The following is a 25,535-nucleotide window of genomic DNA, read 5'->3' on the forward strand; positions in this document are numbered from 1 at the left end:
GTTCGGCGTGTCTGCGCACAAACCTGCACGGTTTCGGTCAGAAATGAGTGGGCACAGTACGGCGTAGTAGGTCTTGGTAGGTGCGAGGCCCGCAATTGTGAGAGGTTAGTTCGCATGGGTCGACTATTCGGCACCGACGGTGTTCGCGGCGTCGCCAATCGTGAGTTGACCGCCGAGCTGGCGCTGGCGCTGGGCGCGGCGGCCGCTCGGCGCCTCGCGAGCTCGGGAGAGCCCGGCCGGCGGGTCGCCGTCGTGGGCCGCGATCCACGGGCCAGCGGCGAGATGCTGGAAGCCGCCGTGATCGCCGGCCTGACCAGCCAGGGTGTCGACGCGCTGCGGGTGGGGGTCCTGCCCACCCCGGCGGTGGCCTACCTGACCGGCGCCTATGACGCCGACTTCGGCGTGATGATCTCGGCGTCGCACAATCCGATGCCCGACAACGGCATCAAGATCTTCGGTCCCGGCGGCCACAAGCTGGACGACGAGACCGAGGACCAGATCGAGGACTTGGTCGCCGCCGGTCCCGGCCTGCGGCCAGTGGGCGCGGGTATCGGCCGGGTCGTCGACGCCGACGACGCGATGGACCGCTACCTGCGGCAAGTAAGTAAGGCCGCCACCGTCCGGCTCGACGGCCTGACTGTCGTCGTCGACTGTGCTCACGGCGCGGCGTCGTCCGCGGCACCGCGTGCCTACCGTGCGGCGGGCGCCCGAGTCATCGCGATCAACGCCGACCCCAACGGGCTGAACATCAACGACGCGTGCGGGTCGACGCACCTGGAGTCGCTGCGGTCCGCGGTGATCGCCCACCGCGCGGATCTGGGCCTGGCCCACGACGGGGACGCCGACCGGTGCCTGGCCGTCGACGCGACCGGTGAACTGGTCGACGGCGACGCCATCATGGTGGTGTTGGCGCTGGCGATGCGGGATGCGGGCGAACTGGCGTCGGACACCCTGGTGGCCACCGTGATGAGCAACCTGGGCCTGCACCTGGCCATGCGGTCGGCCGGCGTCGCGGTGCGCACGACCGCCGTCGGCGACCGCTATGTCTTGGAAGAGCTGCGCGCCGGCGACTTCAGCCTGGGCGGCGAGCAGTCCGGCCACATCGTGATGCCCGCGCTGGGCTCCACCGGCGACGGCATCGTCACGGGCCTGCGGCTGATGACGCGCATGGCGCAGACCGACCTGTCGCTGGCCGACCTGGCATCCGCGATGAAGACGCTGCCGCAGGTCCTGATCAACGTCACGGTGGCCGACAAGGCGACCGCCGCAGCGGCGCCCGCGGTGCAGACCGCCGTCGCCGAGGCCGAGGCCGAGCTGGGCGACACCGGGCGAATCCTGTTGCGCCCCTCCGGAACTGAGCCGATGATCCGGGTCATGGTGGAAGCGGCCGAAGAGGACGTCGCGCAGAGTCTGGCCAGCCGAGTCGCCGACGCGGTGAGCGCGCAGCGCTAATCCGCCAAGCATGGAACCCCGCCGCGGGCTTCGGCGTCGGATTAGACATGAGATCCGTTGACACCACCGTGGTCGACCGGGCGGCTGTGCGCGCCGCCGCCGACCGATTCAGCGCTGCCGCCGACCTTATCGACGACGCCGTCCACGACCACCTGGCGAGGCTGACCTTCGGCGCGTCCAGCGCGGGCCGCGCGCATGCCTCGCGGGGCGACGCGGTGCGCGCCGGGGTGCAGCGGCTCGCCGCCGAGTTGTCGCAATGGTCGCGAGCCGCCGGCGAGATCGCCGTCGCCCTGCGGGTCGGCGCCGACCGTTACGCCGATGCCGAACTGTATGCCTCGGCCCGGATCACCTGATCATGGCTGAGCGGTTGGACGTCGCCGGGCGCCTCGCCGAGGGCTGGCCCGCCGTCGAGCACACGCAGCGTTATGTGGACGCTTGCCATTTGCTGGGCTATCAGCATCCCGACCTGACCGCCCGTCCCGCGCAGGTACGCGACTGGTACGACAGCGAGGACGGCCTGGACCTGCTCGCGCTCGATCGCGACTGCGCGGAGCTGCGGGCCGCCGCGGCGGCGGTCGCCGAGGCGTCGCAGCTGCAGCGCGCCCAGATCGCCGCGCTGGACGCGGCCTGGACGGGGCTGGGCGCGGAGGCCGCGATCGGGTTTCTGCAACGGCACTGCGACGCGGCGAACACCCTGGCCGCCGAAGTTCGTGCGGCCGCGCAGCGGTGCGAGTCGCTGCGCGACAACCTGTGGCGGCTGGTCGACGGAAAGGTTGCGACGGCTATCGACGTCGACGACCGCACCCGAGCGCAGCGTCCGGCCTGGCTGGCTGCGGCCGATGCAGTCAGCGGCGGGCCGGCGGGCCGCGCGCCGGCCGGCGAGGTGATACTTGGGCAGGTAAAACCGCACGTGGACAACGACATTCGCATCGAGTGGTTGACCGCGATGCGGTCGGCGCAGGCCGGTGTCGCCGCGGCGTACGACATGGTGGTCGATCGGTTCGCCGCTGCCCCGGCGGTATCTTTCGAGATTCCCGGCGACCTCGCACCGGGCGGACAGCCGTTGCGGGCCGCCCCGCCGCCCGCCCCGATGGCACCCGCCGCCTCGGCCGGGCTCGCGCCGGTCGCGCCGGTCGCCGCTGTGCCAGCCGTCGCGCCGGCTCCCGCGGCGGCGGCTGCCCCGGATCCCGTGCCGGGCCTGCCTGCCGGCGGTGGGCTGGGCGTGCCGGGCAGCGGGCTCGAGGGACTCGGTGGGCTCGGTGGATCCGACGGGCTCGGCGGGGTCGGTGGACTCAGCGGGCTCAGTGGGCTGGCCAACCGCATCGTGCAGGCGATGGGCGGGCTGCTGGGCTCGTCGGCCGACGGGCTTCCCGACGAGTCGACGTTCGAGCAGGGCGTCGACCGCGAGCCCGACGGTGAAGGCCCCGACGAGGGTGAGGACGAGCCTCCCGAACACGCCGCGAAGGCCGAGCCGCCGGACGCGGCGCCGGGTGCGGCGGTGACGCCGGTGGACGCACCGCCGGCGGCCGACCCGCCACGGCCCGCGGTGCCGGTCGCCGCACCGGATGCGCCCGCCCCGACCGGGGTGTCGCCGCCCGTGCAGGGGCCACCGCCGCGGCCGGGAGGAGGGTCGACGCCCTGCGAGATCGCCGCCGACGAACTGCCGCAGGCGGGATAGCGATGGCCTTAAGCGCCAGCCAGCTCCAACAGCTGTTCGACGTAGCGCACGGACTCGGCGGGATCGGTGGATACCGGCCTGACCAGCAGCGTGGTGACCCCGGCCGCCGCGAAGGCGGCCAGCCGTTCGGCAACGTACCCGCGCGGGCCGATCAGCGAGATTCCGCGCGCCAACTCGTCGGGCACCGCGTCGATGGCCTCCCGCTTGTGGCCGGCCAGGTAGAGCTCCTGGATCCGGTCGGCGATCTCGCCGAACCCGTAGCGGGTCGCCAGGTCGTGATAGAAGTTGCGGCCTTTGGCGCCCATCCCGCCGATGTAGAGACCCAGCGTCGGCTTCGTCGCGGCCAGTCGGTCGTCGACGTCGTCGCCGATCGCCAGCGACGTGCCCACCATCACGTCCAGCGGTCCCAAGCCGGGATCCCGCTTGGCGGCCCCGGCGGCCAACGCATCACCCCACACCAGGTGCGCTTTGTCCGGATAGTAGAAGGCGGGCTGCCAGCCTTCGGCGATCTCGGCGGTAAGCTCCACGTTCTTGGGACCCAGCGCGGCGATGGAGATCGGAATGCGTTCGCGCACGGGGTGGTTGATCAGTCGCAGCGACTTGCCCAGGCCGGTTCCCCGGTCCGCGGGCAGCGGCACCTGATAGTGCTTTCCGGCGTATTGCACCCGCTCCCGACGCCACACCTGGCGGCAGATGTCCACGACCTCGCGGGTGCGGCCCAGCGGCGCGTCGAACTCGACGCCGTGGAACCCCTCGATCACCTGCGGCCCGGAGGTGCCGATTCCGAGGTTAAATCGCCCGCCGGACACGTAGTCCAGCCCCGCCGCCGACATGGCCAGCAGCGACGGGGTGCGGATGTAGATGGGAATCACGCCCGAGGCCAGCTGGACGGTGGTTGTCTTGGCGGCGAGATACCCGAGCTGGCTGATCGCGTCGTAGGCGTACGCCTCGGCCACCACCACCATGTCGACGCCCGACTTCTCGAGTTCGACGACGGTGTCCACGGCCTCGTGAAACCCGCCCGAATAGTCCAACGCGATCCCGATTCGCATCAACGATGCTTACCACAGCGGCGCCACCGGACCGCGTCGTCACTTCAGCAGCGCGACGATCTTCTCCTCGGGCGTGATGACGGGGGCCTCGGGGTCGATCGGGGTGGTCTTGGGCAGCTCCACGTCGGGGTCGGCGAAGTCGCGATACGTCTTGTCGCCGCCCAGTGTGAACAGCAGGTACCCGGTCAGCAGCGCCCGCACCGCCTTCTGCGTGCCGCGGTGGGACCCGGGCAGCCCGACAACGGTCGTCAGTCGGCGGCCCTCGGCCAAACCGCGGGCCTCGGCCTTGCTAACGATGCGCAGCATGGACGGCTGCCAGGCCGCGGCCAGGCTGAGAGCATTCGAGTTCAGCGTCTTCGGATCGTCCGGGGCGGTCAGGATCAGGCCCGGGACCCGCAGCGACCTGGCCGGTTGCTCGGCGGGCGGACTGGTGACGGTCGGGAACACCGCCGCCACCGCCGCGGGCTTGGCGGGCATCCCGGCCGCGGCGAACACGGCGGCCGAACCGCCGAAGCCGTGACCCGCCAGACCGAGCTTCGCGGGGTGCACGCTGATCTTGCCGGGACCCAGCCGCACACCGGCCACGATGTCGAGGGCCGTACCCAGGTCGAACGCGAGGTTGAGCACCGACGGCGCCAGGCCGCGCTGGGTCTCGGGCGCGCCGGCCACGATGCCCCAGGAGGCCAGATGCTCTAGCAGACCCGAATAGCGGGCCGCCGGGGTGAGCCAGTCGTGGCCGAAGGCGATGCCGGGCAGATTCAGCCCGGCCTCCGGCGTGTACACCACCCCGGGCAGGCCGGCAAACGCCAGGTCACCACGCAGAACCCGGTGCGGGCCACGACGACTGAGGGCGGCGACGAGCTTGCGGATGCGGGGCACGCGTCGACGTTAGCCCGCCGTCACTGGCCCCGGCCAGGCGGATTGGTCCACTGCGTCCAGTTGGACCCGTCCCAGTAGCGCTGGCCCGTGCCCGAGGGGCTGGGGTACCAGCCGGGGGGCGGCGCCTGCGGGCGCGATTGCGGCGCTGAGGCCGGCTGGCTGGCGGGCTGGGGCGGGAAAGCGGGCTGGCCGGCGGGCTGCGGCGGGAAAGCGGGCTGGACATAGCCGTCCTGCTGCGCCATCGTCCGCACCTTTCGGATGGAGCTCATGTTGGAGAACAGCGCGATCCAGTTCATGACGAGTAAGGAAGCCATGCTCCACCAGCCCGCGGCCAGGTTGTGCGTCTGGGCAGCCTTATACGCCCTTTCGCAGTCCTGCAGGGTGCCGGTGACGCCGACAGTCTGCTGGTGCCAGAAGATGAGCGCCCCGGTGTGCTTGATCAGCCGGATGTAATACAGGCCGCGCAGGTCCTGCTGGCCGGGATAGCCGGGTTGATAGGGGTTGGCCGGGGGATAGGCATTGGACAAGGCGGGCCTTTCACGCTGGTGGGGCAGCTAAACGATACCGACCGTCCAGGTCCAATGCCGCGCCCAAGAAGAAACGGGGGCCGGTTACCCGGCCCCCGCTCCGGCGTGCGGCAGTCTCCGCTTATGCGGTGACCTCGATCACACCGACGCGCCAAAGCACCGCGTAGAAGTGTCGCAACGGAATGCTGAGCACCCGGGCGGCCGCGTCGACCATCGGGTCGCCACCGCCGATCGGCTGGGCGGCGCGCTTGCCGGCCGGCCTGGGGGCGGACGCCAGCTTCAGCCGCGGCGCGGCGGGGGCTGCGGGGGTGACGGGGGTGACGAGCTCGTCGATGGCGTCGTGCATAACTGCGGTCATGATTTTCCTCCTGGAAGTTGGCGCGTTGGCAGCCGGATTTAAAGTTCGGCAAATTAATCGATCCGCTGCCCGCGCATCGAATTGCTATTGATTTGCTTAGGTTTGCTTCGCGGCATACATTGTCGCGTTACCTTCTGTATACATTTGCGAGGCCTGGAATTATTTTTCTCGTAAGAATCCGGCGCTCATTGGGTGGAGCGATACCGTTGATTCTTCGAGCCAATTGGCGGCAGAGAACAGGTATGCGGTTGTGCAGCTTGCGCCAGCCGTCAGCGAAGTCGTTGTTCCACAGCATGATTCGCCCGTGACAGTGGCTTCAAGACATTGCTCAGTCGCGATCAGGCGGGGGTCAAGACGTTGTCCTTTCCGCTGGCCCCAGTGCCGTCTTCCTGGTGGGGCGGCTCGCGGATAAGGCGCCACCCGGTGCGCGCATATCGCGGTTCACATTACCCCTCGGTGGTTGCCAGCATTGCCTACATCCCCGAGTTTAAAGCGCCCGTCTGGGCCACCCAATGACCCCGCCGAAAACGTCACAAATACATCAGGTAAATAGCTTTTCCGTCATTAGGAGATTCATATGAATCGCAATGCGGCAGTGCCGCGCCGGTCGTCGTCCGTGCTTTGCTGGAGGATCGTGCCTGCCGATGCGGCCAGCCCGCCGGCCACGCTGTGAGACTGTCCCGCGGCCATCGCTGCACTACCCTGGTCTGCTATGTGCGGAATCGTCGGCTACGTCGGGCAGCGTCCTGCCTGCCAGGTCGTCATGGATGCGCTGGCCCGGATGGAGTACCGGGGCTACGACTCGTCGGGCATCGCTTTGGTCGGCGGCGCAGGCGCTGCCACGCTCACGGTGCAGCGTCGGGCCGGCCGGCTGGCCAATCTGGAGGCGGCCGTGGCCGACGTGGCCGCGACGTCCCCCGCGTCGCTGAGCGGCACCACCGGCGTCGGCCACACCCGGTGGGCCACCCACGGCCGCCCCACCGACCGCAACGCGCATCCGCACCGCGACGCGGCGGGCAAAATCGCCGTCGTCCACAACGGCATCATCGAGAACTTCGCGACCCTGCGCCACGAGCTGGAGACGGCCGGCGTGGAGTTCGCCAGCGACACCGACACCGAGGTCGCAGTGCACCTGGTGGCCCACGAGTACCACCACGGCGAGACGGCCGGGGATTTCGTCGGGTCGGTGCTGGCCGCGCTGCGCCGGCTGGAGGGGCACTTCACCCTGGTGTTCGCCAACGCCGACGACCCCGGCACCATCGTCGCCGCCCGCCGGTCGACCCCGCTGGTGGTCGGCATCGGCGACGGCGAGATGTTCGTCGGCTCCGACGTCGCCGCGTTCATCGAGCACACCCGCGAGGCCGTCGAGCTGGGCCAGGATCACGCCGTGGTGATCACCGCCGACGGCTACCGCATCACCGACTTCGACGGCAATGACGACACCGAGAATGCTCGAGAGTTCCATATCGACTGGGACCTGGCCGCCGCCGAAAAGGGCGGTTACGAGTACTTCATGCTCAAGGAGATCGCCGAGCAGCCCACCGCGGTGGCCGAGACCCTGCTCGGACACTTCGTCGACGGCCGGATCGTGCTCGACGAGCAGCGGCTGTCCGACCAGGAGCTGCGCGAGATCGACAAGGTGTTCGTGGTCGCCTGCGGGACCGCCTACCACTCGGGGATGCTCGCGAAGTACGCCATCGAACACTGGACGCGGCTGCCGGTGGAGGTGGAACTGGCCAGCGAGTTCCGCTACCGCGACCCGGTGCTGGACCGCAGCACGCTGGTGGTGGCCATCTCGCAGTCCGGCGAGACCGCCGACACCCTGGAGGCCGTCCGGCACGCCAAGGAACAGAAGGCCAAGGTGCTGGCGATCTGCAACACCAACGGCTCGCAGATCCCGCGGGAGTGCGACGCGGTGCTCTATACCCGCGCCGGCCCGGAGATCGGGGTGGCCTCGACGAAGACGTTCCTGGCCCAGATCACGGCCAACTACCTGCTGGGCCTGGCTCTGGCGCAGGCCCGCGGCACCAAATACCCCGACGAGGTCGAACGTGAGTACCGGGAGCTGGAGGCGATGCCGGACCTGGTGGCCCGGGTGATCGCGGCCGCCGGACCCGTCGCAGACCTGGCCTACCGCTTCGCCCAGTCGCCGACCGTGCTGTTCCTCGGCCGCCACGTCGGTTATCCGGTCGCGCTGGAAGGCGCGCTGAAGCTCAAGGAACTGGCCTACATGCACGCCGAGGGGTTCGCCGCCGGCGAGCTCAAGCACGGCCCGATCGCCCTGATCGAAGACGACCTGCCGGTCATCGTGGTGATGCCCTCGCCGAAGGGTTCGGCGACCCTGCACGCCAAGCTGCTGTCCAACATCCGCGAGATCCAGAGCCGCGGCGCGATCACCATCGTGATCGCCGAGGAGGGCGACGACACGGTGCGCCCCTACGCCGATCACCTGATCGAGATCCCGTCGGTGTCCACGCTGCTGCAGCCGCTGCTGTCGACGATCCCGCTGCAGGTGTTTGCCGCGTCGGTGGCGCAGGCCCGCGGTTACGACGTCGACAAGCCCCGGAACTTGGCAAAGTCGGTTACCGTCGAATAGTCATCCGGGGGAGACCATGAGACGAAGCGTCAGCGCTGTCGCGATCGTCGGCGCGGCGTATGTCGGCCTGATCGCGCTGTATGCCCTGACCGGTATGGGCCCACCGCATCCGGTCAGCGGAGGCCGACCGGCCGGTGACGGAACCACGGTGACCGTGGACATCGAAGGCATCCAGCCGTACCGCAGCGTGCTCGTGGCCAACGTGACCGTCTCGCCCGGATCGGGGATGGTGGACCCGCAGACCGGCGTCCTCAATGAAGACCTCAGCGTTTCGGTCACGTCGGCGACGACCCCGACCACCCGTTCCTGGCCGAAGGGCACGCAGCCGGGCGTCTTCCCGGTATCGCTGAACATCAACGGCGACGTGTCGGATTGGCCCTTGGACAGTTACCGCTCTGGGCCCATCTCGGTGGACATGTTCCGCGGCGCCGCGCGGGTACCCGAACGGCAGTCGGTGACGTTCGTCGACCGTCTGCCCGGCTGGAAGGTCGAGGTGCCTGACGGCCAGGCAAACGGTGTCCCGAGACCGTACCGGGTGCAGCTGGAGCGGTCGCCGAGCACGGTGGCGCTCGCCGTCGTGCTCCTCGGTGTTCTGGTGACACTTGCCGGCGTAGCGCTGTTCGTGGCCGTGCAGACGGCGCGCGATCGCCGCAAATTCCAGCCGCCGATGGCGACCTGGTTCGCGGCGATGCTGTTCGCGGTGATGCCGCTGCGCAACGCCTTACCTGACTCCCCGCCGTTCGGGGCCTGGATCGACGTCACGGTCGTGGTGTGGGTGATCGTGGCGTTGGTGGCATCGATGGCGCTCTACATCTCCTGCTGGTGGCGCCATTTGAGACCCGAAGCGGAAAAGCCGGTTTCCAGCGCAACCGACAGGTAGCGGGCGCTGCGGTGCGGGTGTGCGCGCTACTCGTCCCGCGTGCAAAAGTGGATGTCGTGGCGAGCAAGTCAGTATCGGCGCGGGCGCGGGCCCTGGTGCGCGCGACCTGGAAATACGTCATCACCGCTCCGCTGACGTACGGCTGGCTTTTCGCGCTGGCCGTCACGACGGTCGTCCAGAACGTGCTGACCGGCCACCAACTGCACTCGGTGCTGCTGCACCGCTACACCAATCTCCATGCGCTCGCGACCGACCCGCTCGGTGTGCTGTTCTCCAGCCTGTTGTGGATCGACGGCAAGAGCCTCGAGCCCTACCTGCTGCTGTTCACCCTCTTCCTCGCGCCGGCCGAGCGATGGCTCGGCCAACTACGTTGGCTCACCGTGGGATTGAGCTCGCACATCCTGGCCACCTACATCAGCGAAGGCTTGCTCTACTGGTCGATCGAGCTGCGCGAGGCGTCCGAGAGATCGGTGCGCGCACACGACATCGGGGTCAGCTACTTCCTGGTGGGGGTGATGGGCGTCCTCACCTACCGCATCGCGCGGCCCTGGCGCTGGGGCTATCTCGCGGTGCTGCTGCTCATCTTCGGGTTCCCGGTGCTCCTGATGGACCGCATAGAGCTGAGCTTCACCGCCATCGGCCACTTCGCGGCACTGGTGATCGGCCTCGCGTTCTATCCCATGGCCCGCGAACGTCGGGTGCTGGCATGGAATCCGGCGGAGAAGCTCAAGAATATTTTCAGCAGGCGCAAGCCGGAGGAGGTGTCGAGCTGATGCGGCATTACTACTCCGCGGACGCGATCCGCGACGCCGAAGCGCCGCTGCTGGCCAGCCTCCCCGACGGGGTCCTGATGCGGCGCGCGGCCTTCGGCCTGGCGACCGCGATCGGCCGCGAGCTCAGCGCGCGCACGGGCGGGATCGCCGGGCGCCGGGTGTGCGCGGTCGTCGGATCCGGTGACAACGGCGGCGACGCCCTGTGGGCCGCCACCCTCCTGCGTCGTCGCGGCGCGGCCGCCGACGCGGTGCTGCTCAACCCGGAGCGCACCCATCGCAAGGCGCTGGCGGCATTCCGGCGGGCCGGTGGCCAGGTGGTGGACGTCGTCCGACCGGCAACGGATCTCGTCATCGACGGCGTCGTGGGCATCTCCGGATCCGGGCCGCTGCGGCCGGCGGCGGCCGAGGTGTTCGCGGATGTTCAAGCGGCCGGCGACATCCCGGTCGTGGCCGTCGACATCCCCAGCGGGATCGACGTGGCCACTGGCGCGATCACCGGCCCCGCGGTGCACGCCGCACTGACCGTGACGTTCGGCGGCTTGAAACCCGTGCACGCGCTGGCCGACTGCGGTCGCGTGGAACTGGTCGACATCGGGCTGGACCTGCCGGACACCGACGTGCTGGGTTTCGAGGCGGCCGACGTAGTCGCGCGCTGGCCGGTGCCCGGCGCGCGCGACGACAAGTACACCCAGGGTGTGACCGGGGTACTGGCCGGCTCGTCGACGTATCCGGGTGCGGCGGTGCTGTGCACGGGCGCCGCCGTCGCGGCGACCTCCGGCATGGTCCGCTACGCCGGCAGCGCCAAAGACCAGGTGCTCGCGCACTGGCCGGAGGTCATCGCGTCGCCCACCCCGGCGGCGGCGGGGCGGGTGCAGGCGTGGGTCGTCGGGCCGGGGTTGGGCACGGATGACGCGGGAGCGGCCGCGCTGTGGTTCGCGCTGGAGACCGACCTGCCGGTGTTGGTCGACGCCGACGGCCTGACCATGCTGGCGGCCCACCCAGACCTGGTGGTTGGCCGCGCCGCGCCGACGGTGCTGACTCCGCACGCCGGCGAATTCGCCCGGCTGGCCGGGTCGCCGCCGGGCGAGGACCGGGTGGACGCGTGCCGCAGGCTGGCCGACGCGTTCGGCGCCACGGTGCTGCTCAAGGGCAACGTCACCGTTATCGCTGAGCCGGGCGGTGCCGCCTATCTCAACCCCGCCGGGCAGTCCTGGGCGGCCACCGCGGGGTCCGGCGACGTGCTGTCCGGGATGATCGGTGCGCTGCTGGCGTCCGGCCTGCCCTGCGGCGAGGCAGCCGCGGCCGCGGCCTTCGTGCACGCCCGCGCCGCGGCTCTGTCGGCCGCAGATCCCGGGCCCGGTGAGGCGCCCACGTCGGCGTCGCGCATCCTGCACCACATCCGGGCCGCCCTGGCCTCCCTGTAACACCCCCCGAAAGGATCGCCGTGTCCCACAGTCACCCCTCGATGTCCGCGCATTCGATCGCCCCGGCGTACACCGGACGGCTGTTCAATGCGCCGGTGCCGGCGTTGCGGCTTCCGGATGAATCGATGGATCCCGACGCGGCGTACCGCTTCATCCACGACGAGCTGATGCTGGACGGCAGCTCGAGGCTGAACCTGGCCACCTTCGTCACCACGTGGATGGATCCGCAGGCCGGCAAGCTGATGGCCGAGACTTTCGACAAGAACATGATCGACAAGGACGAATATCCGGCGACCGCGGCGATCGAGCAGCGCTGCGTGTGCATGGTTGCCGACCTCTTCCACGCCGAGAACCTCAGCGACTCCGACCCGTCCAGCGCCTGCGGGGTGTCCACCATCGGCTCCAGCGAAGCGGTGATGCTGGGCGGACTGGCGATGAAATGGCGGTGGCGCGAGAAGGTCGGCAAAGACTGGCGCAAGCGCACCCCGAACCTGATCATGGGTTCCAACGTGCAGGTGGTGTGGGAGAAGTTCTGCCGTTACTTCGACGTCGAACCCATCTACCTGCCGATGGAGGAGGGGCGCTACGTCATCACCCCCGAACAGGTGCTCGACGCGGTCAACGAGGACACCATCGGCGTGGTGGCGATCCTGGGCACGACGTACACCGGCGAGCTCGAGCCTGTCGCGGAGATCTGTGCCGCGCTGGACAAGCTGGCCGCCGGCGGCGGCGTCGACGTCCCGGTGCACGTGGACGCGGCCAGCGGCGGCTTCGTGGTGCCGTTCCTGCATCCGGAGCTCAAGTGGGACTTCCGGCTGCCGCGGGTGGTGTCGATCAACGTCAGCGGTCACAAGTACGGCTTGACCTATCCAGGTATCGGCTTCGTGGTGTGGCGCAGCCCGGAATACCTGCCGGAGGACCTGGTGTTCCGCGTCAACTATCTGGGCGGTGACATGCCCACCTTCACGCTGAACTTCTCCCGGCCCGGCAACCAGGTCGTCGGCCAGTACTACAACTTCCTGCGGCTGGGCCGCGAGGGCTACACACAGGTGATGCGGTCGTTGTCGTCGACCGCGCGCTGGCTGGGTGAGCAGCTGCGCACCGGGGAGCACTGCGAGCTGATCTCCGATGGCACCGCCATCCCGGTGGTCAGCTTTCGACTGGCCCGGGACCGCGGCTACACCGAGTTCGACGTCTCCCATGAGCTGCGGACCTTCGGGTGGCAGGTGCCCGCCTACACGATGCCCGACAACGCCACCGACGTGTCGGTCCTGCGGATCGTGGTGCGCGAGGGACTGTCCGCCGACCTGGCCCGCGCGCTGCACGACGACGCCGTCAAGGCGCTGGCCACCCTGGACAAGCTCAAGCCCGGCGGGCATTTCGACGACCAGCACTTCGCGCACTAGCGGCGCGCCGGGTGGGTTTGGCGGGGCGGGCGTGGTTTGGCCCGCGAGCGTAACGTCACTGCGATTTCGCGGCGCCGCCAAACCGCACTGCGGTTACGCTCGCGGCCCGGCCGCGCGGGTTCTGGGACAATGGTCGGCGTGCCCGCGCAGCCGATAGCCCAGCCGATATCCCAGACCCCGGCCCTGCTGGCCGAGGCCGTGGTGGACCTGGGCGCCATCGAGCACAACGTGCGGGTGCTACGCGAGCACGCGGGCAGCGCGCAGGTGATGGCGGTCGTCAAGGCCGACGGCTATGGCCACGGCGCGGTCCGGGCGGCGCACACCGCGCTGGCCGCCGGCGCGGCCGAACTGGGCGTCGCGACGCTGGACGAGGCGCTGGCGCTGCGCGCCGACGGCGTCACCGCGCCGGTGCTGGCTTGGCTGCATCCGCCGGGCGTGGACTTCGCCCCCGCGCTGCAGGGCAACATCGAGATCGCGGTGTCCTCGGCACGCCAGCTCGACGAGCTGCTGGACGCCGTGCACCGCACCGGCCGCACCGCGACGGTGACCGTCAAGGTGGACACCGGGCTGAACCGCAACGGCGTGGCCCCGGCGCAGTTCCCGGCGGTGCTGACCGCGCTGCGCGCCGCCGTCGCCGAGGAGGCGGTCCGGCTGCGCGGCTTGATGTCACACATGGTCTACGCCGACCAGCCGGACAATCCCATCAACGACCTGCAGGCCCAGCGGTTCACCGAAATGCTGCGGCAGGCCCGCGAGCAGAAGGTGGCGTTCGAGGTGGCGCACCTGTCGAACTCGTCGGCCACCATGTCGCGGCCGGACCTGGCGTTCGACCTGGTGCGGCCCGGCATCGCGGTGTATGGCCTGAGCCCGGTGCCCGAGCGTGGCGACATGGGGCTGGTTCCGGCGATGACGGTGAAATGCCCCGTCGCGCTGGTGAAGTCGATCCGCGCGGGGGAGGGCGTGTCGTACGGCCACACCTGGGTCGCGGAGCGCGACACCACGCTGGCGTTGCTGCCGGTCGGCTACGCCGACGGCGTCTTCCGCTCGCTGGGCGGGCGTCTGGACGTGGCGATCAACGGCCGGCGCTACCCGGGCGTCGGACGCATCTGCATGGACCAGTTCGTCGTCGACCTCGGCCCGGGCGCGCATGACGTCGCCGAGGGCGACGAGGCGATCCTGTTCGGGCCCGGCGCGGCGGGCGAACCCACGGCGCAGGACTGGGCGGATCTGCTCGGCACCATCCACTACGAAGTGGTCACCAGCCCCCGCGGGCGGATCACCAGGACCTACCGCGAGGCGCAGGGCTCTTGAGCGGTGAAGAGACCCGCAAGCGCAGCGCCTGGCTTGCGGGGGGTGCCGGGCTGACCGCGGTCGCCACGATCGTGGGGGCTTCCGCGCGCCGGTCCATGGCCGAACGCGCGAGCACCCTCGAAGACCCTTGGGCCGACGAGGATTTCGAGCGGCTCGACAGCGACCGCGGTCGGGTGGTGAGCACGGCCGACGGGGTGCCGTTGGCGGTCCGCGAGGCCGGCCCGGTGGACGCGCCGCTGACGGTCGTCTTCGTACACGGATTCTGCCTGCGCATGGGCGCCTTCCACTTTCAACGGATGCGGCTAGGGCCGCTGTGGGGCCCCGACGTGCGGATGGTGTTCTACGACCACCGCGGGCACGGTCAGTCCGGCGAGGCCGACCCCGACACCTACACGCTGACCCAGCTCGGCCAGGACCTGGAATCCGTCCTGGCGGCCGTCGTGCCGGACGGGCCGATCGTGCTGGTCGGCCATTCGATGGGCGGCATGACGGTGTTGTCGCACGCCCGGCAGTATCCCGAGCAGTATGGGCGGCGGATCGTCGGCGCGGCGGTGATCTCGTCCGCCGCCGAAGGCGTTTCGCAATCGCCGCTGGGCGAGTTCCTGAAGAACCCGGCGCTGGGGGCGGTCCGGTTCACGGCCCGGTCCGCGCCGAAGCTGATGCACCGCGGCCGCACGGCCTCGCGCTCGCTGATCGGCCCGATCCTGCGCGCCGCGTCCTACAGCGACCTGCGGGTCAGCCGCAGCCTGGACGCGTTCTCCCAGCGGATGATGAACGACACCCCGATCGCCACCATGGTCGGCTTCCTGCACGCGCTGGAGGTGCACGACGAGACCGCCGGCCTGTGGTCGCTGCGCAAAATCCCCACCCTGATCGCGTGCGGCGACCACGACCTGCTTACCCCGCACGAATACTCGCAGAAGATGGCGGCCTGCATGCCACAGTCCGAACTCGTGATCGTCGGCGGGGCCAGCCACCTGGCGCTGCTGGACAAGCCCGACGCCATCAACGACGGGCTGGTCCGGCTGATCGACCGGGCCGCCCCGGGCAGGTTGCAGCGTTTCCGGGACAGGTTCCGTCGTGCCCGATAAAGCGACTTTGGAGCGCGTCGAGGACACCGTGGCGCTGGGATCCCGGCTCGGCGAGCAGCTGCGCGCGGGCGACGTGGTGGTGCTCTCCGGTCCGCTCGGCGCCGGAAAGACGGTGCTGGCCAAGGGCATTGCCGCGGCGATGGACGTCGACGGCCCGGTCACGTCGCCGACGTTCGTGCTGGCGCGGGTGCACCCGGCGCGCCGGCCCGGCCGCCCGGCGCTGATTCACGTCGACGTGTACCGGCTGCTGGACCAGGGCGACACTGACCTGCTGGCCGAGCTGGACTCGCTGGACCTCGACACCGAACTCGACGACGCCGTCGTCGTCGTGGAGTGGGGCGAGGGCCTGGCCGAGCGCCTGTCCGACCGGCACCTCGACGTCCGGCTGGAGCGGGTCAGCCACTCCGATGTGCGGATCGCCACCTGGGAGTGGGGCCGCCCGCGTTAGACACCGAGTTCCGCGTCGATCTGCGGCCAGTAGTGCATCCCGTCCGGGCTGAGGAAGATCCAGTCGTGCATCTCGCCGTTGACCATCGCGAAGCTGATCGGCGCGCCCTGGGTCACCGCCTGCTGTTGGAGGACGAGCGCGTCGGGTGAGACCTCGTCCAGCGAGCCCGAGTAGACATAGGTCGGCGGGAGCCCCTTCAGCGACCCGTACAGCGGGCTCACCTCGTAGTCGTTCTCGGGGAGATTGCCCGCCCACACCTTGCCGATATTCGAAGCGCCGCTCCCCAGCGGGGGGAGGTACGGATCGTGCACGTAGGCGATGTTCGGGTTGGTGTCCGACACGTCCAGCCAGGGCGACAGCAGCACCATCGACGCCGGCACGGGCTGGTTGTTGGCCACCAGGTACTCGACCGACGCGAGCGCCAGGGTGCCGCCCGCCGAGTCTCCGAGCACGCTGACCTGGGCGCCCGGGTGCGCGGTGATCTCCGAGGAGATCAGGCCGGCCATCTTCGGCACCACCACACCGGCGGTGCCGCCCTGTTGCATCAACGGGTAGATCGGCACCTCGACCGTCGCGCCGGTCTGGTAGGCGATCATCGAGTAGTCGATCCAGTGAAAGAGTGTCGGCGGCAGGATGAACGCGCCGCCATGGATGGCGATCACGTAGTTGCCGTCGGGATGCGCGGGCGTGATCTGCACGACGTTCATCCCGTCATACGTGTTGTGCTGCAACGTTTCTCCGAGCAGCGCCGGCAAGATCTTCGGTGGGCTGTTGCCGAGGAACAGCGACAGCCCCGGCGCGTTGCTGGCAAGCACCGCGAGCAGCGGGGAGTTCGGATTGCCCCACTGGTCGTAGACACCCGTGACGGTCAGGAGCTCTTTGAGGGGATAGAACGCCGCGGTCTCGATCCTGGTCGCCAGCGACGGCGTGCCGGTAAAGGTGGGGTTCAGCGCGGCCGGAACCGGGGCGACGGGGGGCGCTGCGAAGAGGTCGTCGACGAGCTTGTTGTTCAGCCAGGGGAGTCCCGCGGCCACCGGCGTCGCATTGTTACCGGCTCCCCCGAAAAGGAGCCCGCCGGCGCCGCCGACGCCGGGACTGCCGGGGGGCGTGCCGAGCCCGGGGTTGCCGCCGTTGCCGCCGGCGCCGAGTAGGCCGGCATTGCCGCCGTGGCCGCCGTTTCCGCCGGGCCCCATACCGTTTCCGCCGGCGCCGCCCGCACCGCCGGTGCCCAACAACAAGCCGCCGCCCTTCCCGCCGGTGCCGCCGGCCCCGCCGGCCGCGCCGATGCCGGCTCCGCCGTTTCCGCCGGTTCCGCCGGGCCCCAGAAGCAGGCCCGCGCCGCCGCCGTCCCCGCCGGCACCGCCGGTTCCCGTCGAGCTGTATCCGCCGGCCCCGCCGCCCCCGCCGCCGTTGGCGATCAGTACCGCGTTGCCGCCGTTGCCGCCATGGCCACCGCCGGCCGCGCCGAATCCGCCGTCGCCGCCGCCCCCGCCGGCGCCCTGCAGCAGGCCCGCGTTGCCGCCGCCCCCGCCGGCTCCGCCGGTGCCGGCCGCTGCGATGCCGAGCGCACCGTCCCCGCCGGCGCCGCCGTTGCCGGCGAGCAGGCCGGCGTTTCCGCCGTGCCCTCCGGCACCCCCGGAGACGTAGCCGAAGCTGCCTGCGCCGCCATGCCCGCCGCCGGCGCTCACCGCGCCGCCAACCCCGCCGGCACCACCGGAACCGCCGGAAGCGCCGGCGAAGCCGACCCCGCCGACCCCGCCGGTCCCGCCGGCGCCCAGCAACCCGCCGGTTCCGCCGGTCCCGCCGACCCCGCCGACCCTGTTGGCGCCGAACGTGGCTCCGCCGTCGCCGCCGACCCCGCCGCCGCCGGACAGCAGGCCGCCGGCCCCACCGGCCCCGCCGGCCGCGCCGTTGCCCAGCAATGAGCTGCCGCCGGCCCCGCCCGCACCGCCGACGCCCAGCAACCCACCGGCCCCGCCGGCGCCACCGGCTACGTCCTGCGCGCCGGAGCCGCCGGCGCCGCCGTCGCCCATCAACCAGCCGCCCGGCGTGCCGCTGTCTCCCGTGCCCGCGACAGCATTGCTGCCGTTGCCGATCAGCGGGCGCCCGGTGAGCGCCTCGACGGGACCATTGACGACGTTGAACAACGGCTGCAGCGGTGAGGCGGTGCCGCCGTGGCCGGCGGTGCCGATGGGGATGCCGGACCCGCCGTTGCCGGCGTTGCCGGCGGTGCCGACCAGCGCGGCGGCGCCGCCGCTGCCGCCGAAGCCACCGGTCCCGAGGTGGCTCTCACCGCCGGCTCCGCCGGCTCCGCCGTCGCCCACCAGCAGACCGGCGTGGCCGCCGTTCCCGCCTTCCCCACCGGCGCCGAAGCTGAAGCCGCCGGTCCCCCCGGCCCCGCCGTAGCCGAACAGGACGGCGTTGCCGCCCTTGCCGCCCGACCCGCCAGCGCCCAGGCCGGCCCCCTCCGTGCCGCCACCGGCGCCGCCGGCTCCGCCGCTGCCGAACAGGCCCGCGTTGCCGCCGGCTCCACCGTTTCCGCCGGTGCCCAGCCCGGTGATGCCGCCGAATCCACCGGTCCCGCCGACGCCGCCGGCGCCCTCGAGCAGGCCCGCATTGCCGCCGGACCCGCCCGTGCCGCCGTCGGCGCCGCCGTATCCACCGGTCCCGCCGGCGCCGCCCGGGCCGACCAGCAGGCCGGCGTTGCCACCCGCCCCGCCGGCACCCCCGACGCCGTCACTGCTGAATCCGCCGGCGCCGCCGTTCCCGCCGCCCGCACCGAACACCCCGCTGAGCAGCCCGCCGGTCCCGCCCGCTCCGCCGGCGCCGCCGTTGCCGAGGATGGAGCTACCGCCGGCGCCGCCGGTCCCGCCTGCGCTGAATAGCAGGCCCCCGTTGCCGCCGCGGCCGCCGGCCCCGCCGACCCCGCCGGGCGCCGTGCTGGCTCCGCCCGCGCCGCCGGCCCCGCCGTAGCCCAGCAGTGGGTCGCCAGAATTGCCGCCGGCGCCGCCGGCCCCGCCGTTGCCCGTCGCGGAGCTGCCGCCGGCCCCGCCGGCTCCGCCGTAGCCCAGCAGACCCGAAGCGCCGCCATTGCCGCCGGCCTGACCGCTGCCGGGCGCGCCGGAGCCGCCGGCGCCGCCGTTGCCGAGCAGCCACCCGCCGGGCGACCCGGCCAGGCCCGTCCCCGCGGCGCCGTTGGCGCCGTTGCCGACCAGCGGGCGCCCCGTCAGGTCCTGTACCGGCGAGAAAAATGCCAGGCTCTGGGCGGCCTGGGCCACACCCGCCAGCGGTGCGGCGTTGGCTGCCTCGGCGGCCGCATACGCGCCGCCTACCGCGTTCAGGTTCTGCGCGAACTGGGCATGAAACGCCGCCGCGCGGGCGCTGAGCACCTGAAAGTCCTGGCCGTGGGCCGAGAACAGCGCCGCAATGGCCGCCGACACTTCGTCGGCCGCGGGGGCGATCACCTGAGTGGTCGAGGCCGCGGCCGCCGCGTTGGCCTGGCTGAGCGACGAGCCGATGGCAGTCAAATCCCTTGCCGCCGTTGTGAGGAACTCCGGCGCCGCGATCACATGCGACATGTCATCCACCTGCTAGCTCGTCGAGCCGACCACACACGCGTGAGGAGGTATTGCGCGATTCAGCCTCACACCGGCCGGCCGGGCGGGGCGGAGTAGTCGGCTACTCAACGACGGGGCCGCCGGCGTAATGACTACTCAGCCGGCGGGTCGGCTGCACCGACGCTAAGCGCGTGCGTCCCGGCGGGGGAGCAGCGCGGCCAGTTCGTCGCGGCTGGTGGTGCCGGTCTTCAACATCGCGCGATAGACGTGGTTTTCGACGGTGCGGATGGACAGGGTCAATCGCTCGGCGATTTCGCGGTTGGACAATCCCTCGGCGACCAGCATCACGATCTCGCGCCCGCGGCCCGTCAGCGGCACGGACTCGCCAACCTGACGAAGCGCCGACGTGCAGGCGCCACATCGTTCGGCCACAGCGCTGGCGCGTGTCGAGCAGTTCAATGCCGATCCTCGAAGGCCTTGCCGGCGGTAGGCCAGGGCGGCGTGGGCGGCCGCGTCGACGGCGGCCACGAGATCGCCGATACGCTCGAATTCGTCTGATACATCGGCTAATTGGGCGGCGTCGCCATCGCGCAGGGCCTCGGCGAACCGCGCGGCCACACCCACGCGGGGTCCTTCGACGATCCCCTCGAGCTCACGCAACCGAGTTGCGACCGATCGCTCCCCGAACTGGGCGGCGGTCTGCAGACACATGACCTCCGCTGCGAATTGTCCTTTGTCGGAAGCCCGTTGGGCCGCAGACAGCAAGACGGCGATCGCCACACTGACCGCGCCCCTGCTGGCGGCCACCCAGGCCCGGGCCAGGCTCACCTCGTAGTCCAGCGACCGAAATGGACGTCGTATCTTGTCGAGCGCGGCAAGCGCGGCGGCCGCCTCGTCGGTCGACCCGCGGATGGCCAGCGCCGTCGCCCGTGGAACGTGGTAGCGGTACCCCCAGCCCGACGCGTGGGTGCGGGACATCGCTACCGCGGCCTGTTCCAGCAAGGTGCATGCGCAGTGCAGGTCGCCCGCGCCGAGGGCGGCCCGGCCCGCCACCGCGGCACCGAGCATTTGGGCCGCTCCCGGAAGGTCGGCTGCCTGCTGCTGTACGCGTTCGGCCACCTGCGCGGCGTCGCCGATCCGGCCCGCCAGGACGAGCGCGCTGACGTGCGAATCGGCGATGTTGAACCTCATGTGCGGCGCGTCGAATGACCGAGTCGCGGCGACGTATCCCTGTTCCGCCGTGGCCGCTGCCGTGGTGGTGCGGCCGGCGTCCGCGGCGATGGTCGTGAGGGCCCAGGTTATCTCCGCGCCGACCACGGCGGGAAGGTCGTCGAACGTGAGTTTCTCCGACGCCTCCAAGGCCTTGTGGGGTTGGTCCATCGCAAACCAGAACACCGTCAGGAAGGCGTCGATATAGCTATGCGCCTGCGGTGGCGTGGTTCGCGACGCGTCGTCGATGACGTCCTTCGCGGTTGCGGGGTCGCCGAGCGCCCACAGTAGGTTGCTCGCGCGGAAGAACGCGAACCTCGCGCGGTCGCCGTCGGTCAACTCGCCGGTGTCGATCTCGGCGAGCACCGCATCCGCCGCGGCACCGCGGCCAAGCCACGAAAGAGCATGCGCGCGAACGATATTCGGTTCCAGACCCGCTTCGACGTGGCTGGCCGCCTCCGCGAGCCGATCGGCCAGGGGCAGGTCCGCCAGCCAGACCGCACCGTGGGCCGCCCTGACGAGCAGGTTCACGTCGGGCTCCAGGTCGGAGTCGAGGCTCAACGTAGCCCGCCGCACGACGACATGGATGTCGTCACGCTCGTCGGACGCGGCGAGTTCGGCGGCGACCAGGCCGCGCAGCCGCCGCAACTTTGTGGGTGGCGCGCCCCTGCGGCGCACCTCTCCGTAGAGCGGATGCGCGACCCGCACCTGAACACCCGCCGCGCCGGATTCGAGCGTGATCAGGCCGCGGGAGTCGGCCGCCTCGACGGCGGCGGGATCGGCGATCCGCCGCAGCGCCGACAGTTCGATCGGCTCCCCGACGGCCAGCGCGTCGACCACGTCATTGACGGGCGCGGGTAGGTCCCCGATGCGGGATTCGATCAGCTCGACCAGGCTGGGCGGCATGATCGGATCACCGATCCAGCGCCAGTACCCGTGCTGATTCACCAGGCGGCCGTCGGCGACCTCCTGCTCGACGATGTTCTGCAGGTACAAGACGTTGCCGCGGGTCAGCCTCCACAGGCGCCGAGCGGCATCCGGATTCACGGATCCGCCGAGCGTCGTCGACAGCAATACGGTGGTCTCGTCGAGCGACAGTGGCTGCAGATCGAGCCGCTCGAACCGGCCGCCCTTCCATATCTCCTTCACCGCGGCGGGAATTGGTTCACCGTCGAGAACCGTCAGCAACACCTTCGCCGTGCCGCGCTGCATGATCTGTTCGACGACGAATATCGACAGATCGTCGAGCAGGTGCACGTCGTCGACGCACACCACCGCGGTGGCGTCCGGGGCCGCGGCGGTCAGCGAATCGATCACGCCGCGCAGCAGCTGGACGGTATCGGTGACACCCGACGGCGCCCACGCGGTGAAAGCACCGAGCGGGATCGCCCGGGCCGAAGACGTGGCGACCGCCCACCGGCATTCGCATCCGTGCGCCTCGGCAACGGACAAAGCCTCACGGGCGACCCGGCTCTTTCCCACGCCGGCCGCCCCGTAGACAACCATCCCGCAAGCATTCGAAGCCAGGATGGCCGCCTGGATGGCTTTCATTTCCTCCGAGCGGCCAACGAGCGGCCACGGCAAGCGCACCTAGCGAGCCTACGTGCCTGTGGCCAGCGCAAACAATGGTCGTATGGCCCTTGCGGGCGTGGCAAACGGTGACACGATAAGGGGCGTGAACGACAGCGGCTTGCCGCGTGGCGCGAGGCCGGCAGCCTTGTTGTGCGGGTCCTGCGGGACCGAGCTGCTGGCGAATTCGAAATTCTGTTACGAGTGTGGCGCGGCGGTTGTCGCCACCCCCGCGCCGGCGGAGTACAAGCAGGTCACGGTGCTGTTCGCCGACGTGGTGCACTCGATGGACATCGCCGCGGCGTTGGGTGCGGAGCGGCTACGCGAGGTCATGGCCGAGCTTTCCGACCGCTGCGCCGCGGTGGTGCGGCGGTACGGCAGCACGTTCGCGCAGTGGACCGGCGACGGGATCATGGCCGTGTTCGGCGCACCGGTGGCGTTCGAGGACCACGCCGTACGCGCCTGCCTGGCGGCCCTGGACCTTCAGGAGGAAACGAAGCGGCTCGCCGTCGCTGTCGGCGAGAGCGACGGTGTCGACCTGCGGATGCGGGTCGGGCTGAACTCCGGTCAGGTGATTGCCGGCGAAATGGGCTCGGGATGGTTTGGCTACGCCACCGTGGGCGAGCAGGTCGGAATGGGCCAGCGGATGGAGTCCGTGGCCCCGCCGGGTGGGGTGATCCTGAGCGCGTCGACGGCGCGACTGGTCGAGGGCGCGGCGAAGCTGGGCGAGGTGGAATTGGTTCGGATCAAGGGTGCCGAGACGCCGGTGCCCGTCCGTCGGCTGCTGGGCATGGGCGACGGCCAGCGCGGTCTGAGGCGTGCGGACTCGGGTCTGGTCGGCCGACGCCGGGAGATGGCCGAGGTCGAGGGGCTGTTGGACAAGGCCATCGCGGGACGCGGCGCGGTGGTCGGCGTGGTGGGGTCCCCGGGAATCGGCAAGAGCCGGCTGGTGCGCGAGGTCACCGCGATGGCCGCGGCGCGGGGTGTGGAAGTGATTTCGACCTTCTGCGAATCACACGCCGGCGACGTCCCGTTCCGCGTCGTGGCACGGCTGCTGCGCGCCGCCGCCGGCGTGCGCGGCCTCGACGACACGGCCGCTCGGACGGCGCTACGGGCTCAGTTTTGCGACGCCGACCCCGAGGACGTGCTGCTACTGGAGGACCTGCTGGGCATCGCTGCCCCCGAGGTGGCGCTGGCCAGGGTCGATCCGGACGCGCGCCGGCGGCGGCTGACCGCGCTGGTCAACGCCGCGTCGCTGGCCCGCGAATCCCCGGCGGTCTATGTCGTCGAGGACGCGCACTGGATCGACCAGGTCAGCGAATCAATGGTCGCCGACTTCATGGCGGTGATCCCGCAGACCCACGCGCTGGTGCTGATCAGCTACCGCCCCGAATATCGGGGGGCGCTGCGCGAAGTGCCCGGTGCGCGGAGCATCGCCCTGGCCCCGCTGAGCGACGCGGAGACCGCCGCGTTGATCTCGCAGCTGCTCGGGCCGGACCGCTCGGTCTGCGGGCTGGCCGTCGCCATCGCCGAGCGGGCCGCCGGCAACCCGTTTTTCGTCGAGGAGATGGTGCGCGACCTGGCCGAGCGCGGTGTGCTGGCCGGAGCCACTGGCGACTTCGTCTGCCAGGTCGAGAATGTCCTGGATGCCCCCGACGCCGCCGTGCCGGCGACCCTGCAGGCCACCATCGCCGCCCGCCTCGACCGGCTCTCCGTTCCCGCCAAGCGGACACTGCATGCCGCCGCGGTGATCGGGTTGCGTTTTGGCGCAGAGCAATTGGCGTTGCTCGACGGCGAGGCCGAGCTGGGCGGATTGATCGCCGCCGACCTCGTGGACCAGGTGCGGTTCACCCCGCACGCCGAGTACGCCTTCCACCATCCCCTGATCCGGACCGTGGCCTACGAAACACAGCTGAGGTCCCAGCGCGTCGAACTGCACCGGCGCCTGGCCACCGCGCTCGCGCAACGCCGCCCGGAATCGCAGGACGAGAACGCGGCGCTGATCGCCGAGCACTTCGAGGCCGCCGACGACCTCCGCTCCGCCTTCGGCTGGCACATGCGCGCCGGGGCCTGGGCGCAAGCCCGCGACATCAGGGCCGCGCGCACCAGCTGGGAGCGGGCCAAAGCCGTCGCCGACCGGTTGCCCGACGACGACCCGGGCCGGGCGCCGATGCGCATCGCCCCGCGGACTCTGCTGTGCATCAACACCGTCCGGGTCGCGGGCACCATCGCCGACGCCGGTTTCGACGAGTTGCGGGACCTCTGCACCGCGGCCGGAGACAAAGTGTCGCTGGCCATCGGGATGGCCGGCCTGATGATGGCGCTGGTGTTCCACAACCGTTACCGGGAAGCCGCACGGCTCGCGTCGGACTGCAGCCGGCTGCTCGATTCGATCGTCGATCCGCCACTGACGATTCTGACCTGGGCGAGCAGTCCAATGTGGCAAGCAGGCCGGGCGACCGAAGGTCTGCGCTTGGCGGAGCGGGCCATCGAGCTGGCCGACGGCGACGCCACCAAGGGCGCTCTGGGCCCCATCGGGTCGCCGTTGGCGATGGCGATCCTCATGCGCGGCTGCTGTCGATACTGCCTCGGCGTTTCGGGCTGGCGGGATGACCTCGACCAGTCGATCGCGATGGCGCGCGGCGTCGAACCGGCGTCGTTGATCGTCCCGGTGGTGTTCAAGTACCGCTTCGCCGTCCACGCCGGGGTGCTGCTCCCCGACGCCGCGGCTGACCGGGACACCGCCGAAGCGATGCGGGTGGCCGAGCATTCCGGCGATGACTTCGTGGTGGACGGCGCCCGGGTGAGTCGCGGCCTGTTCCTCGTCAATCAGGGTGGTCCGCAGCGCTCGGCCGGTTTCGCGCTGCTCGACCAGTATCGCGAAGCTCACTTGTCGCACGGGTACGCGACCACCGTGGTGCGGACCGCCGACACCGAGATCGCGAAGGAAAAAGCCAGAACCGGCGATGTCGACGGCGCCATCGAGTTGGCGCGCGCCGTCGTCGACTACACGTTCGGCGCGGGCGATGCGCTCTCCCTCGGCGAGGCCGTCAGGGTGTTGGTGGAATCGCTGTTGCAGCGCGGCACGAGCGCCGACCTCGAGGAGGCGCACGCCGCGATCGACCGACTGGCGGCGGAGCCGACCGAGCCGGGATTCGTGCTGTTCGAGGTTCCGCTGTTGCGGCTGCGGGCGCTGCAGGCGCGGGCTCACGGCGACGACGCGGCGTACCGGCAGTTTCGGGATCGCTACCGTGACACGGCGGAAGCGCTTGGGTTCGAGGGACATATCGCCTTGGCGCAGTCGATGGCGTGACGGTGGCATGCT

General features: G+C 70.8%; 17 protein-coding genes and 1 pseudogene. 12 read left to right on the forward strand and 6 right to left on the reverse strand.

Annotated features, from left to right (window positions below):
* Window positions 1-114 precede the first annotated feature (114 nt).
* From glmM to AC5Y5V_RS19830, 3 genes are read left to right on the forward strand one after another with little or no spacing between them, the layout of a single operon-like run.
* On the forward strand, window positions 115-1,452 hold the full coding sequence (gene glmM, locus AC5Y5V_RS19820) for a phosphoglucosamine mutase (RefSeq protein ID WP_499938786.1): 1,338 nt from the start codon (window positions 115-117) through the stop codon (window positions 1,450-1,452).
* Window positions 1,453-1,499: 47 nt separating this feature from the next.
* Window positions 1,500-1,805 carry a type VII secretion target gene (locus AC5Y5V_RS19825; RefSeq protein ID WP_499938788.1) on the forward strand — a complete coding sequence of 102 codons (306 nt, stop codon included), beginning with the start codon at window positions 1,500-1,502 and terminating at the stop codon, window positions 1,803-1,805.
* A gap of 2 nt (window positions 1,806-1,807) precedes the next feature.
* Window positions 1,808-3,130, forward strand: coding sequence for a hypothetical protein (locus tag AC5Y5V_RS19830; protein WP_499938790.1), 1,323 nt, complete (start codon window positions 1,808-1,810; stop codon window positions 3,128-3,130).
* Window positions 3,131-3,138: 8 nt separating this feature from the next.
* Here AC5Y5V_RS19830 and AC5Y5V_RS19835 read toward each other — a convergent pair whose 3' ends face one another.
* The 4 genes from AC5Y5V_RS19835 to AC5Y5V_RS19850 all read right to left on the reverse strand — a co-directional run bounded on the left by AC5Y5V_RS19835 (window position 3,139) and on the right by AC5Y5V_RS19850 (window position 5,946).
* Entirely contained in the window at window positions 3,139-4,182 is a 1,044-nt protein-coding gene (locus AC5Y5V_RS19835; RefSeq protein WP_499938792.1) for an LLM class F420-dependent oxidoreductase, read from the reverse strand.
* A 39-nt stretch (window positions 4,183-4,221) separates the two neighbouring features.
* Window positions 4,222-5,061 carry a dienelactone hydrolase family protein gene (locus AC5Y5V_RS19840; protein ID WP_499938797.1) on the reverse strand — a complete coding sequence of 280 codons (840 nt, stop codon included), beginning with the start codon at window positions 5,059-5,061 and terminating at the stop codon, window positions 4,222-4,224.
* Between the two features lie 20 nt (window positions 5,062-5,081).
* Window positions 5,082-5,588, reverse strand: coding sequence for a DUF2510 domain-containing protein (locus AC5Y5V_RS19845; RefSeq protein WP_499938799.1), 507 nt, complete (start codon window positions 5,586-5,588; stop codon window positions 5,082-5,084).
* 121 nt (window positions 5,589-5,709) lie between these two features.
* Window positions 5,710-5,946 (reverse strand): Rv1535 family protein, encoded by a 237-nt coding sequence (locus AC5Y5V_RS19850; RefSeq protein ID WP_499938802.1) that lies wholly within the window; start codon window positions 5,944-5,946, stop codon window positions 5,710-5,712.
* Window positions 5,947-6,658: 712 nt separating this feature from the next.
* Between AC5Y5V_RS19850 and glmS the strand changes: the two genes are divergently transcribed.
* The 8 genes from glmS (at window position 6,659) to tsaE (ending at window position 15,875) form a co-directional block, all read left to right on the forward strand.
* On the forward strand, window positions 6,659-8,542 hold the full coding sequence (gene glmS / locus AC5Y5V_RS19855; protein ID WP_499938804.1) for a glutamine--fructose-6-phosphate transaminase (isomerizing): 1,884 nt from the start codon (window positions 6,659-6,661) through the stop codon (window positions 8,540-8,542).
* A 16-nt stretch (window positions 8,543-8,558) separates the two neighbouring features.
* Complete coding sequence (locus AC5Y5V_RS19860; RefSeq protein ID WP_499938807.1) at window positions 8,559-9,422, forward strand: DUF4436 domain-containing protein; 864 nt, start codon at window positions 8,559-8,561, stop codon at window positions 9,420-9,422.
* A 56-nt stretch (window positions 9,423-9,478) separates the two neighbouring features.
* Window positions 9,479-10,195 (forward strand): rhomboid-like protein, encoded by a 717-nt coding sequence (locus tag AC5Y5V_RS19865; protein WP_499938809.1) that lies wholly within the window; start codon window positions 9,479-9,481, stop codon window positions 10,193-10,195.
* Window positions 10,195-11,619: an NAD(P)H-hydrate dehydratase gene (locus AC5Y5V_RS19870; RefSeq protein WP_499938812.1), complete on the forward strand. Its 1,425-nt coding sequence runs from the start codon at window positions 10,195-10,197 to the stop codon at window positions 11,617-11,619. The genes AC5Y5V_RS19865 and AC5Y5V_RS19870 overlap by 1 nt, the downstream gene beginning before the upstream one ends.
* A 20-nt stretch (window positions 11,620-11,639) precedes the next feature.
* Window positions 11,640-13,025 (forward strand): glutamate decarboxylase, encoded by a 1,386-nt coding sequence (gad, locus tag AC5Y5V_RS19875; protein WP_499938816.1) that lies wholly within the window; start codon window positions 11,640-11,642, stop codon window positions 13,023-13,025.
* 129 nt (window positions 13,026-13,154) lie between these two features.
* Window positions 13,155-14,336 carry an alanine racemase gene (alr, locus tag AC5Y5V_RS19880; RefSeq protein ID WP_499938821.1) on the forward strand — a complete coding sequence of 394 codons (1,182 nt, stop codon included), beginning with the start codon at window positions 13,155-13,157 and terminating at the stop codon, window positions 14,334-14,336.
* Window positions 14,337-14,386: 50 nt separating this feature from the next.
* Window positions 14,387-15,427: an alpha/beta fold hydrolase gene (locus AC5Y5V_RS19885; RefSeq protein WP_499938915.1), complete on the forward strand. Its 1,041-nt coding sequence runs from the start codon at window positions 14,387-14,389 to the stop codon at window positions 15,425-15,427.
* Window positions 15,417-15,875: a tRNA (adenosine(37)-N6)-threonylcarbamoyltransferase complex ATPase subunit type 1 TsaE gene (tsaE, locus tag AC5Y5V_RS19890; RefSeq protein ID WP_499938825.1), complete on the forward strand. Its 459-nt coding sequence runs from the start codon at window positions 15,417-15,419 to the stop codon at window positions 15,873-15,875. Before AC5Y5V_RS19885 ends, tsaE begins: the two co-directional genes overlap by 11 nt.
* 11 nt (window positions 15,876-15,886) lie before the next feature.
* Here the strand turns inward: tsaE and lipY are convergent.
* A pseudogene (gene lipY, locus AC5Y5V_RS19895) lies at window positions 15,887-19,453 on the reverse strand (triacylglycerol lipase LipY); the annotation flags it as partial.
* Window positions 19,454-19,615: 162 nt separating this feature from the next.
* A complete protein-coding gene (locus AC5Y5V_RS19900) occupies window positions 19,616-22,231 on the reverse strand; it encodes a LuxR C-terminal-related transcriptional regulator (protein WP_499938828.1) in 2,616 nt (871 codons plus the stop codon).
* Window positions 22,232-22,316: 85 nt separating this feature from the next.
* Between AC5Y5V_RS19900 and AC5Y5V_RS19905 the strand changes: the two genes are divergently transcribed.
* Entirely contained in the window at window positions 22,317-25,523 is a 3,207-nt protein-coding gene (locus tag AC5Y5V_RS19905; protein WP_499938831.1) for an adenylate/guanylate cyclase domain-containing protein, read from the forward strand.
* Window positions 25,524-25,535 lie beyond the last annotated feature (12 nt).

The sequence above is a fragment of the Mycobacterium sp. NGS68 genome (assembly GCF_059812195.1).

Coding starts and splice junctions, on each gene's coding strand:
- glmM (WP_499938786.1), top strand. CDS start 115: ATGGGTCGACTATTCGGCACCGACGGTGTTCGCGGCGTCGCCAATCGT.
- AC5Y5V_RS19825 (WP_499938788.1), top strand. CDS start 1,500: ATGAGATCCGTTGACACCACCGTGGTCGACCGGGCGGCTGTGCGCGCC.
- AC5Y5V_RS19830 (WP_499938790.1), top strand. CDS start 1,808: ATGGCTGAGCGGTTGGACGTCGCCGGGCGCCTCGCCGAGGGCTGGCCC.
- AC5Y5V_RS19835 (WP_499938792.1), bottom strand. CDS start 4,182: ATGCGAATCGGGATCGCGTTGGACTATTCGGGCGGGTTTCACGAGGCC.
- AC5Y5V_RS19850 (WP_499938802.1), bottom strand. CDS start 5,946: ATGACCGCAGTTATGCACGACGCCATCGACGAGCTCGTCACCCCCGTC.
- glmS (WP_499938804.1), top strand. CDS start 6,659: ATGTGCGGAATCGTCGGCTACGTCGGGCAGCGTCCTGCCTGCCAGGTC.
- AC5Y5V_RS19860 (WP_499938807.1), top strand. CDS start 8,559: ATGAGACGAAGCGTCAGCGCTGTCGCGATCGTCGGCGCGGCGTATGTC.
- AC5Y5V_RS19870 (WP_499938812.1), top strand. CDS start 10,195: ATGCGGCATTACTACTCCGCGGACGCGATCCGCGACGCCGAAGCGCCG.
- alr (WP_499938821.1), top strand. CDS start 13,155: ATGGTCGGCGTGCCCGCGCAGCCGATAGCCCAGCCGATATCCCAGACC.